Source organism: Treponema denticola (assembly GCF_024181605.1).
GTDB classification, from domain to species: Bacteria; Spirochaetota; Spirochaetia; order Treponematales; family Treponemataceae; genus Treponema_B; species Treponema_B denticola_B.
Genome location: NZ_CP054477.1, coordinates 2,126,338 through 2,140,293 on the forward strand (window position 1 = coordinate 2,126,338; position 13,956 = coordinate 2,140,293).

The window sequence follows — 13,956 nt, forward strand, 5'->3', positions numbered from 1 at the left end:
TATATCATAAAATAAAATAAAAATAAAGTGTAAAGTAAAAATTTTTAAGGTAAATCCTTTAGGGCTATGAGGCTCGGATTTTCGTTTTCTCCTTCAAGTTCTGAAATTTCCTGCAAAAGTTTTCTTGATTTTGATGACAATTTTGAAGGAATTTGCACTTGAATTTGAATATAAAGATCGCCCTTTCGGCCTATTCCTGAAGGAACACCTTCACCTCTGATTCTTAAAAGTTTCCCGTTTTGTGTTCCGGCCGGAATTTTAAGTTTTAAGGTTTTTTCGTCAAGGGATTTGATGTTTATTTCTCCGCCCAAGGCAGCCTGAGTCATTGAGATGGGAACTGCACAGTAAAGATCTATTCCGTTCCGCTCAAAATGAGGATGAGCTTGAACAAAGATAAATACAAAGAGGTCGCCATAATCCCCGCCTGCCTGACCTGCATTTCCTTGACTGGGAATAGTAATCCGTTTTCCGTTTTCGACACCGGCAGGAATGGTAACGATTATACGCTGTTTTTTGCGCTTCAAGCCGTTTCCACCGCACTTTTTACACGGTTTTTCGATTATGGAGCCTTCGCCGCCGCAGGTAGGGCATGGCCTAGATATAGAAAAGAAACCGGTACTCTGACGCACCTGCCCGGTACCCTTACAATCGGGGCACATCCTTTTTGAGCTTCCGCTTTCGCTGCCTGTTCCATGACATTCGGAGCATTTTTCATTGCGGGTATAACTGAGTTCGGCTTTTTTTCCGTAAACGGCATCAACAAAAGAAATTTGAAGATCATAGCGCAAATTGGAACCGCGTATAGGGCCTGCATGACGGCCTCCAAAGCCCGATGAGCGGGCAAAGCCTCCGCCGAATAAATTTTCAAAAATATCCGAAAAGCTTCCGCCGAAAATGTCTTCAAAACCTTGGAAGGCAGAAGGATCATAGCCTCCGCCGCCCGCCATTCCGTCTACACCGGCATGACCGAATTGGTCATACATGCTGCGCTTTTTTTCGTCGATAAGAATTTCATAAGCTTCGGTTGCTTCTTTAAATTTTTCTTCAGCAGCCTTATCCCCTTGGTTTTTATCGGGATGATACTTGATTGCTAATTTTCGATATGCTTTTTTGATGTCATCATTTGAGGCTTTTTTATCTACGCCCAAAACCTCATAATAGTCTCTTTTAGATGCCGGCACTAAAAACTCCCAGTGTAAAAATTTGGGAACCTCTAAAAACATCAGTTTTTAGAGGTTCCTGTTTATTAAGGCTTAAAATTTATTTATCATTATCATCATTTACGACTTCATAGTCAACATCATCGGCAGTGCCGGTTTTGGGACCTGAAGTACCGTAATCGGTTCCCGCTTGGGCACCCTGAGAACTGCCGGCATTAGGATCGGCTCCTGCTTGAGCTCCCTGCTGCTTGTACATTTCTTCTGCAATTTTATAGGCTGCCTGCTGGAGGCTTTCGGTCTTTGCCTTAATGTCAGCCGTATTATCGGAATTAAGAGCCTGTCTTAAATCGGCTATTGCAGCTTCAATTTTTTGCTTATCGGCAGCACCGATCTTATCTCCCATTTCTTTGAGAGTTTTTTCGGTTTGATAAATAAGAGAATCGGCATTATTTTTTGCTTCAACCTTTTCTTTTTCGAGCTTATCGTTTTCGGCATTGGCTTCAGCTTCTTTTACCATTCTATCGATTTCGCTCTCGCTTAAACCGCTTGAGCTTTCGATTCTGATATGCTGTTCTTTTCCGGTTCCGAGGTCTTTTGCCGAAACATGAACAATACCGTTTGCGTCGATATCGAAGGTAACTTCAATCTGAGGAACTCCGCGCGGTGCGGGAGGAATACCTACGAGGTCAAAATTGCCGAGTGTTCTGTTTTGGCTGGCCATACCGCGTTCTCCCTGCAATACATGGATAGAAACGGCAGTCTGTCCGTCAGCAGCCGTCGAGAAAACCTGGCTCTTCCTTGTCGGAATCGTAGTATTTCGGTTGATAAGGGGCGTAAATACGCCTCCCATCGTTTCGATACCCAAAGAAAGAGGAGTAACATCCAAGAGAAGAACATCTTTAACATCTCCGCCCAAGATACCGCCCTGAATAGCGGCACCCATTGCTACGGCTTCATCGGGGTTTACGCTCTTAGAACCTTCTTTGCCGAAAATTTCCTTTATAATCTGTAAAATTTTAGGCATTCGGGTTGAACCGCCAACCAAAAGAATATCATCGATTTTATCGGGAGTTATACCCGCATCTTTTAAGGCTTTTCGGCAAGGCTCCTTTGTTCTTTCAAAGAGGTCTTCCGTCATCTGCTCAAACTTAGCCCTGGACAAGCTCTTTTGTAAGTGCTTAGGTCCGTTTGCATCGGCTGTAATAAAGGGTAAGTTTACCTCCGTATTTGCAACCGAAGAAAGCTCAATCTTTGCCTTTTCAGCGGCTTCGCGCAAACGCTGTAAGGCCATTCTGTCTTTGGACAGGTCAATTCCGGTATCTTTTTTAAACTCGTCAACAAGCCAGTTTACTATTCTGTTATCAAAATCATCACCGCCGAGGTGGGTATCTCCGTTTGTGGATTTTACCTCAAAAACGCCGTCGCCCAATTCAAGAATGGAAATATCGAAGGTTCCTCCTCCAAGGTCATATACGGCGATTGTTTTTTCTTTTTTAGAATCCTTGTTAAAACCGAAGGCCAAGGAAGCGGCTGTCGGCTCGTTTATGATTCGCTTTACTTCCAAACCGGCAATCTTTCCGGCATCCTTTGTTGCCTGCCTTTGAGCATCATTAAAATAAGCAGGAACCGTTATAACGGCCTCGGTTACGCTTTCGCCCAGATAGTCCTCGGCGGTTTTTTTCATTTTTTGCAGAATAAAGGCGGAAATTTCCTGTGTGGAATAAAGTTTTCCGTCAATGTCGATTCGTACATCATCTCCCTGAGGTACGATTTTGTAAGGAACGCGTTTTAATTCGTCTGTGAGTTCATTGTAGCGGTGACCTATAAAGCGCTTTACCGAATAAACGGTTCTTTCAGGGTTGGTAATCATTTGGTTTTTTGCAGGCTGGCCTACAACCCTTTCATCTTTTGAGGTAAAGCCTACAATGGACGGAGTAGTTCTTCCGCCTTCAGAGTTCGGTATAACGACGGGCTCGCCGCCTTCCATTACCGATACGCAAGAGTTTGTTGTTCCCAAGTCAATTCCAATAATCTTTCCCATTTTCAATATCTCCTATAACCTAATTTTCGTTTTTTTTATCGGCGGCTTCGCTTTCTTCCGCCTTTTTTTCATCCTGCTTTTCGGCAGGCATTAGTACCATTACCTTGGAGTGACGAATCACTCTTTCTTTTAGTTTGTAGCCTTTTTGAAGCTCTTCCCCTACAACAGCCTCTTTTACATCGGGAGACTGAATCATTGAAACGGCTTCGTGAAGGTTGGGGTCGAAGGCTTCTCCCTTTGCAGGATAATAGCTAAGTCCGTACTTTGAGCTCAACATAGAAACCATCTGGTTCTTTATCATCACAACACCTTCTACAAAGGCATTGTTTGCAGCCTCTCCGCCTTGAGTTTTGCCGGCATCAATAGCCCTGTCAAAATCATCGAGCACCTGTACGAGATCCAAAAGCAGATTGCTGTTTGCGTAGTCTATAGCTTCCTGCTTTTCCCTAATCATACGCTTGCGGTAGTTTTCAAAATCCGCAGCCTTACGCAAGTACTGATCCTGCCAGTCCCTGCAAATAGCTTCAAGCTCTTCTATCCGCTTTTCAGGACTTAACACATCATCATTTTTTTCACACTTGCCGCCGGTAGAACTGTTTTGCTCTGCTTTGTCTTCTTGAGGTTTTTCTTTTGAAGTTTCGCAACCGCATCCTTGTTCATCTTTCACCGCAGACTCATCTTTCGGCTGAAGGTCTTTTTCAAGTTCCTCCTTAGCAGCCTCTTTTTTGTCGGCATGTTTTTCATGATTCTTCTTCATTTGAACTCCAACTATAACTTTATCTTATAAGAAGATACTAATAGAAAAAAAAAGGGTCAAGGGTTTTTATAAAATCATAGTGGAAAATTTGCAAAATATTGCGGTATTGGAGGCTTCCATATATAAAAAACGCCGATTATTCCCGCATAAGAATAACCGGCATTAAAAAGTTCACTTGTTAGCCTCCCCTACGACCCCCTCGTTTTACAAAGGATGAGATAACTTAACCGCAGGAGGCAAATGTAAAATCGGCAGTTTCGAGCTTGTAATTCATAAGGGCAAAAATTTTAATTTAAAAAATTATATTCTTTCCTTTAGGCGTAAGGCTAATACCACCATATGAAAGGCCTGTATTTTCAGGAAAAAATATAAGTCCCTCCTGGCACATTTTGTCAAGTTCATCTCCAATTTCCTGCCTTGTATACTGACCCAAATATTCATTTATTTTTGAATCAAAACTAGCCATAGGAATAAAACCATTATTACCTATATTATTCTTAAAGTGTTTTATTATTGAAAATATTCCATCGCGTATCTTATTATTTGTCATAAATTTTTCTCCTTAAATTTTCAAAAAGTTAAATTTTTACAACAGACAGCAGAAACTATCTGTTGTGTACCACCTATGGTCGACATGCCAAGCGGAAGCCAATATAGTTAACCATGTAGTCAGGACTGTAGTAGTACCGAGCGCATACAGCGCAGTTCCACGCGTCGCTGACCCAGCCACCGCCGCGAAGAACACGGTAAGACCCTGATGCAGGCCCTGCATAGTCTGCTCCCGGCGAAGCCGGTATAGTGCCATACCTATCCCACAACCATTCCAACACATTTCCTGACATATCATATAAACCGTAGCCGTTAGGAGACTTCTTCTTTACCTCATGAGTTTTATCTCCGCTGTTTGAATAGTACCAAGCATAGTTTGTAAGTGCAGCCTCGGTATTTGTTCCTGCCCATTTATAATCCTTTCCTCCCTTAGCTGCCCATTCCCATTCAGCCTCCGTTGGAAGTCTAAAACCCTTTTTATTCATATCAAGCTCAGCATTATTCCAATCTGCATTATTACCTGTAGGAATTTGATCAAAGCTAAGAGCAGCAAAATCGACCGGAGATCCTCCAACATTTACCGTATAGCAGGGTTCAAGATTTAGTTTTATACTGAGTTTATTACAAAAAGCTATTGCATGATACCAGTTTACACTTTCTACAGGACGCTTTCCCTGTGTTTCGCCTGCAGCAGGTTCTTTGCCGGAGCTTCCATCGAAAAAGCTGGGATTATTGCCCATTACCGCCTGCCATAGCTCCTGCGTTACCTCAGTCTCTCCTATAAGATAGTCACTTAAACTTACTGTATGCGGCTTGTTATCATCGTAATCAACATGTCCCAACTGGGCATTTGTTACGGCGGCTATATCTTTCATGGTAAATTTGACTGAGCCTACAGTATATGTCTTATCAATGGAAGATTCACCTCCGCCGGATTTTCCCTGACCTGTAGGACAACCGGTCAATAAGAGCCCCGCCAACAACAACAATGCAGTAATAGATACTACCCGATTTAAGACCTTAGTCTTCAGTTTGGAATTAGTGTTTTTCATAGCTAATCTCTCCTTTAAAATAATTTAATTTATACAAAAAACCGCAAAGCCGAATAAATTCAACCCTGCGGTTTTTAGATTGAGAAAAATAAATATTAACAGCTTTAATTAGAGATATTTTACTTAATAGAGAAAATGGGGGGGGGTAAACTTAGGCTAACATTTTTCGGCACAGTACCGACACACAAAAAACTAAAATGAGAAAAATTGAATTTTAAGCCTAAGTAAGATTTTAGTTTCATACCTAGTATTATACTACAAAATATATAAAAAACCAAATCGTTTTGGACTTTGTTTAACCGTAAATATACAAAGTGTGCAAAGGTAAGAATCTTAATAATGCCGGAACTCACTACAATCTCCTTTCAGGTATAACAACCGGATAGCCCACAGCGTTAAAGATTTTAGCTTCAATGTTGTAAATGCTCAAAATATTTTGAGGATTCAGTACCTCTTCAGGACTGCCTTGTGCAAAAATTTTACCTTCTTTCATTGCAAAAAGGTAGTTACCGTAACGGGCTGCTTGATTTAAGTCGTGAAGAACCAAAACTACCGTAACCCCCGTTTCCTTGTTTAGACGGTTTACAAGCTCCAAGAATTCTATTTGATGAGCCAGATCCAAATAGGTGGTAGGCTCATCAAACAAAAGGATATCAGGCTCTTGGGCAAGAGCCATAGCGATCCAAGCTCTTTGTCTTTCGCCGCCGGACAGGGTTTCCAAAGTTTTGTCCCGCAAAGCAAATGTATTTGTAAGCTTCATAGCTTCTTCTATTATCTTTTGGTCGGAAGCTTCAAAACCCTCAAACCATTTTTTATGGGGATAACGGCCGAAATAGACCAATTCTTCGATGCTCATATCGTCCGGGTTTTTATTTTGCTGTAATAGGATAGAAACTTTTTGGGCGAGTTTTTTAGAGTCCATTTTTGAGATATCTTTTTCTTCGATAAAGATTTTGCCGGAAACGGGTTTTATAATTCCTGCGATGCTTTTTAAAATAGTGGACTTTCCTGAAGCATTGGGCCCGATTATCGAAACCACCTGCCCTTTTTTTACCCTTAGGTTTAAATTTTGAACAACAGGTTTATCTCCGTAGGAAAGGCTTAAATCCTCTATCCTAAGCATGTCCATATTTTAAAACCTCTTTTTTAAATTCTTCAAATTCGTTAATACCCTCTTCGTTTCCGCGTCCGAGAATTAAGGCTCTTATATTTAGAGCTTCACAGGCGGCGAGCTTTTCCCTTGTGCCTCCGACATCGCCGCTGTCCTTCATCACAATATAGGAGGCTCCGTATTCTTTAAACATAGCTTCATTTAAATTTTGAGAAAAAGGGCCTGTCATGGCAATTATGTCCTGAGTCGCAACTCCTGCATTTTTGCATTTTTCGATACTGTCTGCCGTAGGTAAAATTCTATATACAAAGCGGTTTGAGGAACGGAAGGCTTCAAAGTCCGAAACGGTTTTGGAACCTGTCGTAAAAAAAACCGTAGAAGATTTTAATTCTTTTAAAAATGAGCAAAGGTCTTCCATATCCTCAAAGGTATAAAAGCTATTTTTCTCCAAGTCCGTTGAAGATTGTGAAGTTCCGCGGGTAAAGCGTAAATATTTTATGTTCAAGTTTTGTGCGGTTTTTTTTGCATTTTGAGAAACGATGAGGGCATAAGGATGGCTTAAATCGGCAATTAGGCTTATTTTTTCTTCAATACAAAATTGTTCCATTTGGGACTCATCCATTCTGCCGATTTTAAGTTTATGATTTTTAAAAAAGTCCTTGCTTTCTTCCGTTGCAACGCTCATTATATAGGGCACATTTTTTGCTTTTAAAAAATCTGCAAGGCTTCCGGCTTCGGTGGTTCCGCCTATAATCCAGATCATTTAATCTTATATCCTCGCGGGGTAATTATTTTTCCGTTTTGAATGTAGGTGTTGCTGTTGCCTATTATTATAAGACTGAACATATCGATTTCATCGTAATTTATTTTTTGAAGCTCGGTAACGATAATTTTTTCGTTATTACGGCAAGCATTTTTTACTATGCCTACAGGTGTTTGGGGAGCCCTGAATTTTAAGATTATATTTACGGCTTCTTCGATATAATCGGAACGGGTTTTAGATTTTGGATTGTAGAGGGCAATTACAAAGTCGCCCTCCGCCGCTAAGCCGACTCTTTTTTTTATAACCTCATAATCGGTAAGCCTGTCGGAAAGGCTGATAAGAGCCGTATCGTGCATTAAGGGAGCGCCCAGCCTTGAAGCCGCAGCAAAGGCGGCGGAAATGCCCGGAATTATTTCGACATTTAAATCGGGAGCAAGCTCCAAGATGGGGCCTGCCATTCCGTAAAGGCCGGCATCTCCGGTGCTTATAATGCTTACGGTTTTTCCTTCTTTTACCTTTGAAACTGCATACTTACATCTTTCAATTTCGCCGGTCATTCCCGTTTGAAAAACTTCCTTGCCTTCGATAAAGGGTTTTATATATTCAATGTAGCCTGAATAGCCTACAATTATTTCGGATTGCTTTAAGGCCTCGGCCGCCTGAGCCGACATATATTCCGCCCCGCCGGGGCCTATACCTACAACAAATAGTTTACTCAATTTTATTTCCTCGCTTGTAACTCATTTTTATAAAAGAGTTTCGGTTTTCCAGTCTTTTATGGTACGTTCTTTTTCATCAAAGGATGAACCTATTAGAACAATCTTTTTACCGCTTGATTTAAAAGGAGCTGTATAGCCTTTTTCTTTTATCTGTGCTACCGCATCTTCCGAGCTTCCGTTTCCGTCAAGTTTAAATTCAAAGATATAAATCGTATCTGCCGTGTGAACAATACAATCCGCTCTTCCGGCTGCACAGTGTATTTCAGTTTCGACAAACTGTCCCATCAGCTTAAAAATCAAATAAACTGCCGTCTGATAATTTTGCTCCCTAAGCTTTAACTTTTCTTTGGGAAGATTATCATAAGGAATTCCGGCAATTATGGACTTCATTCTTTCCATAAATCCGTCCACATTTCCTGCCTTTACATCTTCAACAAAACGCCAAACGGAAGAAGCCGTTTGATCGGTACGCAAAGAAGTGTAATCCGGCAAAAGGTTTTTAAGAAAACCGTAACGGACTTCATCATTAGGAAAACCTAACCTATAAAGGGCTGCTTCTCTTATATATTCTTTAATTGTTAAATATCCTGCTTGAAATAAAATTGGAAGAGGGTTTTTTGTGTCGGCCCGGTAATCGGCTAGACCGGCTTCATCAAGCTCAACATTTCCGTCTAAGTCGGGAATATTATAGTAAGCATCTTTTAGGTAGTTTACCAAAAAGGTCGGAGTTCCCGTAGCAAACCAATAACTGCCGGCATTGTTTGCCGAAAAAACATTTAAAACACTGAATGGGTTATAGACACTTTCTCCTACGCCGGCAAACAAGTAGCCGTCATATCGTTTCTTTAAAAGTTCTACACAAGATTCATAGCTTATCTTTTCTTTTTCTGCTAAGACCTCAATTTCAGGCTTAAAAGTAAGGTGCAATTCTTTTTCGGTAATACCGCAAATTGAAGAGAAAGCCTCGTGTAGACTTATATCCTGTAAATTATTTAAATCGCTAAAAATACTTATCTTACTGAATTTTGTTACGCCCGTTAAAAACGAAAAGCGGATATATTGGTCGCAAGTTTTTAAAACAGAATAAAAAGATTTAAGCGTGCTGCGGAATTCTTCGTTTAAGGCTTCATTTACATACATTGTCTGTAAAAGAGGTTTGTCATACTCGTCTACGAGGATAACAACTTTTTTTCCGGTTTTTTCATAAGCCCTATTGATGATACCGGCAAAACGGGCAGTCAAGCCGTTATCCGTTTTATTGCTTCCATATATTTTTTCAAAATCGGTAAGATGATAATCTAGAACCTGCTTTACACCTTCTTTTTCGTTATACTGCCCCATATTAAAATCCAAGTAGAGGACAGGGTATTCAGTCCAAGGCTCCGAGCCTTCCGACCTAGCCCTTTCTTCTTCAGCCTTTTCAATATATAGGCCTTTAAAAAGGTCTTTCTTTCCCAAAAAATAGGCAGCAAGCGTGGAAAGGAAAAGGCTTTTTCCAAACCGGCGCGGGCGGCTTAAAAAATAGGGGGACGAGGTTAAAATAAGCCTAAAAAGATGCTCTGTTTTATCAACATAAAGATATTTATCTGTTCTAAGTTTTTCAAAACTTTGAATGCCGACAGGCAGCTTTCTGTAAAGATTCATTATGAGCCTCCTTAGCCTTTCTTTTTTATCATTATATAACAAAAAGCTCTTATGCACAAGCCGAGATAAAGCTGTGAAGATAAGGGTGATGAAAATATCAAGAAAAAATTCTTATGTTATTACACTGGAGCTTAGATAACAAAATAAAAAATCATAGCTTTTCAATCTCGGATTCGGGAAGACCGGTCATTAACAAAATTTCAGAAATAGGGTAACCTCTGTTTTTCATAAGTCTAGCTGTTTCTATTGATTTTTGCTTTAGGCCTTCAGAAAAACCCTTATATCTAGCGTCCATCTCAAAAGTAGACATTAATCTATATTCTCCCCTATTTTGTAAGTCCAAGTTCTTCTCCAGCCCTTAACCTTGTTCTCATATTTTGAATTTTTGCATCCATAATTTCAAGCTCGGCAAGGATTTCTTTTTCTTTTTTTGAAGTTTCTATAACGGATGCTATTCCTCCGTTTTTGATAACTATCCGCTTATCCGCATAGAGGGCCAGAGCAGGATCATGTGTGGCCATTAAAACAATTTTTTCCTTTGAAACCAAGAGTTCCAAGGCTTTTTTGCGGTCAATGCCTGCGTTTTCTATTTCGTCTATGAGGACGATGGGAGAGGAGCTTAAAATAGCTGTATCCGCAATCATAAGAGCCCTCGACTGTCCTCCGCTCAAGGCCGTTATCGGCGTATCCAAATTAAATTTTTCGCCCGCAAGATTGTTTGCGGCCTCTATGATATTTTTTACCACACCTTCTTTGTCTTGGACAAGCCGGCTTTCCGCATGGAGCTCGATAAATTCTTTGACGGATAAATCCATTACAAAGTTCATATTTTGCGAGAGCTGGGCTACAAGTTTATTGTTTACTGAAAAACGGATTGTCTTATCGGGTGTTTTGCCGTTAATTAAAATGCTGCGGTTTGTAGGAGTATCCTTTTGGGCAGTCCATTCGATGTCGGCAAGGAGCCTTGATTTTCCGGAACCTGTCGGGCCTACAATCGAAATAATTTGAGAGGTATAAAGGGTAAGCTCATCAAAGTTTTCGGTTTCGCCTGACTTGTTTGTTCCGGGAAGAATTGTGAGGCTGTGAACCTCGTTTGCATTTTCCAAATTCAAAAAGGCCTTCATTTGAATTATGTATTCAAAAAATGCAGAGTAGAGTTCTTCTCTGTTTACTGCTTCTTCTTCACAAACTTCATCGGAAAGCGATTGTAAAAAATCTTTTAGAGTCTGCTCCTTGTTTTTTAAAATACCTATTTCAATCAAACGGTTTTCATTTATAAAATCTTCGATAAAAGGGTATTCGCTTAAAAGATTTTGAATCGATTTTTCAGAAAGTTTTTTAACCTCTGTATTTTCATCACTTAAATAAAATTCATTGTTCATTTTTTCTCCCCTGTTCTTCGGCAATTTTCATCTTGCGGATATTTCCCATCTGGAAATTTTCTCCTATTCTTGTTTCACCCAAACAATAAGAACAAAGGGCGGCAGGCATGGGAAAGCGGAGCTCCATTCCTTGTACCGTAGAAATATCCTCGGCCTTATCCGTTAAAAGGGTGCTGAGCTCAAAGGCGCCTTGGCCCGTAAGACCGTTTACATGCATTATGACCGCCCTAGGATTTACGGCATTTACCCTTGCCGCAAAAACTTCGCGTTCAGCCTGAGAAACGATGTCTCCCTTTGTGATAACTACAATGTCGGCAGACTTTAAAAGAGGGCCTATTTTTTTTGGCGTATTTATCCCCGACAGGTTATCGATTACGCAGATACCTAAAATATTTTTTATATAGGGGGAACAGCGGTTACAAAGCCCTGCGGACTCGCTTACCAAAAGGTCAAGCCCTTCCTTGATTCCCCATTGCACGGCCTCCTCTATGTTTGACACAAAGAAGTGGTCGGGACATAGGGAGCCGGAGATTCCTTTTTGAACGGGAACTCCGGCCTTTTGATATAGAAGGTCATCATCAGTATAAAGGCAGTCGAATTTTACTGCCCCCGTTTTTATATTTTGTTTTTTTAAGGCATCTATTGTTTTTAAGATTACGCTTGTTTTACCCGACGACGGCGGGCCTGAAAATATTATTAAGTTCATAAATATAATATAACAAATCTATGTGACGAAGTCTGTAACGGATGTTACACAGACCTTAAATTTTTCCGGCAGCTGTTTCAAAATCGGTTTTGATTTTTTCCAAAAGAGAACCTATATCGTTTTGATAAATAAAGTCCCAACCTACCCAAGAAAATTTTTTATCCTCGCCTAAACGGTTATCGACATCGGGATTCGTTGACGGGAAAAAACCGCTTTCGGAAAACACCCTCCCGGTTTTTTCTGAAAGGAAGAAATCCGCAAAGGCCTTTGTCAAAGCCTCATTTTCTTTTTTTACGAGCATAAAAATCGGAGCCGCTATAGCCCCGTCTTTGGGCCAAACCGTTTTTAATGCCGAATCTTCTTTTATCATCTTTGAAAAAAAGTAGGGGCTTATGTTTACGGCAGGAGGTTCATTGACAACGGATTTAGGATTTTTTAAAACCATAGATGCTTTCCCCTTTACCATTTGTGCCGGATGAAGAGAGGTGCGACAAGCCCTGCCCAATTTTTTTATACCTTCATCTCCGAAACGGCTGTAAATATTTAGGATTACCGAATTAAATAAATCCAAATCGCTGAATGGAATAGCCGCCGAATTTTCAAATTCGGGTAATAGGAGGTCTGCCCAAGTTTCGGGCATTTTTCTTCCTCTTAACAGCTCGGTGTTTACAATCATTACTGCGGGAACTACTCCGATAATTGCATAGTTTTTTTTGCCGTCTCTAAGGTCTATATAATCATTGCAAAAGTCCTTATTCATTTTTTCTATTGAACAATGAAAATCTTTGTTTTCGATAAAGGAGCCCATTAGTTTTTTGTCGAAAAAAAGCTCAAACCCTGCAGAGAGGAGAATATCGGGAAGGTTTTCTTTTTTTCCTGTTTGAGCTTCTTTTATTATCCAGTCGATTCCGAGGTTTGCGGAACGAAGATCATAGCTGATTTTATAGTTTTGTTTTTCAAGCTCATTTTTATTTTCTTCAATATACTCGGAATGAAATTCTTTAAAGGCTTCAAGCAATGGGATTCTTATAGGACATGGAAGCACTCCCTCAATTCTTATATTTTTTTTGCCGTCATCATAACCGGTGTTTTGTGCATCTTTCTTTTCTAAGCTTAAATCTATTTCGGCAAAACCGATATTTTTATTTTGTTCGATAACTTCAATAAGCTCTTTTTCGCACAAACCGATATCGAGGTTTTTCGACAAAAGGGCTTTTTCAAGACTAATCTTTTTCCCCATTATTTTGCGCATAAGGGGATTGGTAAGAGGGGTAAAACCTTTTTCTGCCAAGTATCTTATCGTTTCAGGAAAGCGTTCGGTAATATCAAAAACACTTTCATCCATATTAAAATATTTATTCATTATAATCCTCCGATCTATAATCAAGTTAAAATCAAAATAACCCGAAATTAAAAGTATGAATCCTATTTTTAAAAATATATCCGCTCAAGAAACGGAAAAATATTTAAAAAATACCAAGGCCAAAACCCTCAACTATAAAAAAGATGCCTTTATCTTTTTTGAGGGCGATACTCCCGCTTTTATTTTTGTTTTAAAATCGGGTATCGTTCAAATCGAAAAAAACACTGCCGATGGAAAGCGGCTTATTGTAAACCGCTTTGAAAACCCCGGTACTGTTTTTGCCGAAGTCTATGCTCTTTTGGATTCGGCTATCTACGATTACTCATGCCGTGTAATTAGCGATGCCGAAATTCTCCGTCTCCCCATAGAAGGTGTCTTTGGTGCCGGAGCGTACTCCGAAACTCATTTTAAGGTTCTAAAAAACCTATTAAATATTTTGGCTCATAAGGCTTATTTTTTAAACCAAAAGCTTCTTATCTTTTCTTCATTCAGTCTTCGCCAAAAAATAGCCCTCTATTTATTGCAGCAGGCTGAAGGGAGTTCAAGGGTTGAGCTAAACCTAAACAGGGAGGCTATGGCTGAATACTTAGCCGTTCCTCGCCCATCTCTTTCCCGCGAGCTTATGAGCATGCAAAAAGATGGGCTTTTAAAAATCGAAAAAGATACCATCATTGTCAACCTTGATAAACTCGAAGACTTTAGCTAATGG

The 13,956-nt window shown here is 40.1% G+C and carries 14 protein-coding genes; 1 reads left to right on the forward strand and 13 read right to left on the reverse strand.

From position 1 onward, the window contains the following. Positions 1 to 44: 44 nt before the first annotated feature. From dnaJ to E4N80_RS09970, 13 genes are all read right to left on the reverse strand, one after another. On the reverse strand, positions 45 to 1,223 hold the full coding sequence (gene dnaJ / locus E4N80_RS09910; protein WP_253699074.1) for a molecular chaperone DnaJ: 1,179 nt from the start codon (positions 1,221 to 1,223) through the stop codon (positions 45 to 47). A 37-nt stretch (positions 1,224 to 1,260) separates the two neighbouring features. Next, a complete protein-coding gene (gene dnaK, locus E4N80_RS09915) occupies positions 1,261 to 3,201 on the reverse strand; it encodes a molecular chaperone DnaK (RefSeq protein ID WP_253699075.1) in 1,941 nt (646 codons plus the stop codon). 19 nt (positions 3,202 to 3,220) lie between these two features. Further along, complete coding sequence (locus tag E4N80_RS09920; RefSeq protein ID WP_253699076.1) at positions 3,221 to 3,958, reverse strand: nucleotide exchange factor GrpE; 738 nt, start codon at positions 3,956 to 3,958, stop codon at positions 3,221 to 3,223. A gap of 292 nt (positions 3,959 to 4,250) precedes the next feature. Beyond that, positions 4,251 to 4,508: a hypothetical protein gene (locus E4N80_RS09925; RefSeq protein ID WP_253699077.1), complete on the reverse strand. Its 258-nt coding sequence runs from the start codon at positions 4,506 to 4,508 to the stop codon at positions 4,251 to 4,253. Between the two features lie 73 nt (positions 4,509 to 4,581). Continuing rightward, positions 4,582 to 5,559 (reverse strand): formylglycine-generating enzyme family protein, encoded by a 978-nt coding sequence (locus E4N80_RS09930; protein WP_253699078.1) that lies wholly within the window; start codon positions 5,557 to 5,559, stop codon positions 4,582 to 4,584. A 352-nt stretch (positions 5,560 to 5,911) separates the two neighbouring features. Continuing rightward, positions 5,912 to 6,688, reverse strand: a complete 777-nt coding sequence (locus tag E4N80_RS09935) for an ABC transporter ATP-binding protein (RefSeq protein ID WP_366796915.1) — start codon at positions 6,686 to 6,688, stop codon at positions 5,912 to 5,914. Then, complete coding sequence (cobK, locus tag E4N80_RS09940) at positions 6,675 to 7,433, reverse strand: precorrin-6A reductase (RefSeq protein ID WP_253699080.1); 759 nt, start codon at positions 7,431 to 7,433, stop codon at positions 6,675 to 6,677. Before cobK ends, E4N80_RS09935 begins: the two co-directional genes overlap by 14 nt. Beyond that, positions 7,430 to 8,152, reverse strand: a complete 723-nt coding sequence (gene cobJ, locus E4N80_RS09945) for a precorrin-3B C(17)-methyltransferase (RefSeq protein WP_253699081.1) — start codon at positions 8,150 to 8,152, stop codon at positions 7,430 to 7,432. The genes cobK and cobJ overlap by 4 nt, the downstream gene beginning before the upstream one ends. 27 nt (positions 8,153 to 8,179) lie before the next feature. Next, the gene (locus tag E4N80_RS09950; RefSeq protein ID WP_253699082.1) at positions 8,180 to 9,796 is read right to left on the reverse strand and encodes an ATP-binding protein; all 1,617 of its coding nucleotides are present in this window, start codon (positions 9,794 to 9,796) and stop codon (positions 8,180 to 8,182) included. A gap of 151 nt (positions 9,797 to 9,947) precedes the next feature. Then, the gene (locus E4N80_RS09955; RefSeq protein WP_253699083.1) at positions 9,948 to 10,106 is read right to left on the reverse strand and encodes a hypothetical protein; all 159 of its coding nucleotides are present in this window, start codon (positions 10,104 to 10,106) and stop codon (positions 9,948 to 9,950) included. Between the two features lie 16 nt (positions 10,107 to 10,122). Beyond that, complete coding sequence (locus E4N80_RS09960) at positions 10,123 to 11,178, reverse strand: ATP-binding cassette domain-containing protein (RefSeq protein WP_253699084.1); 1,056 nt, start codon at positions 11,176 to 11,178, stop codon at positions 10,123 to 10,125. Further along, the gene (locus E4N80_RS09965) at positions 11,168 to 11,884 is read right to left on the reverse strand and encodes a GTP-binding protein (protein ID WP_002672626.1); all 717 of its coding nucleotides are present in this window, start codon (positions 11,882 to 11,884) and stop codon (positions 11,168 to 11,170) included. The genes E4N80_RS09960 and E4N80_RS09965 overlap by 11 nt, the downstream gene beginning before the upstream one ends. A gap of 55 nt (positions 11,885 to 11,939) precedes the next feature. Next, a complete protein-coding gene (locus tag E4N80_RS09970) occupies positions 11,940 to 13,247 on the reverse strand; it encodes an ABC transporter substrate-binding protein (RefSeq protein ID WP_253699085.1) in 1,308 nt (435 codons plus the stop codon). A gap of 55 nt (positions 13,248 to 13,302) precedes the next feature. Here E4N80_RS09970 and E4N80_RS09975 point away from each other — a divergent pair, with 55 nt between their 5' ends. Next, a complete protein-coding gene (locus E4N80_RS09975) occupies positions 13,303 to 13,953 on the forward strand; it encodes a Crp/Fnr family transcriptional regulator (RefSeq protein WP_253682871.1) in 651 nt (216 codons plus the stop codon). Positions 13,954 to 13,956: the final 3 nt, after the last annotated feature.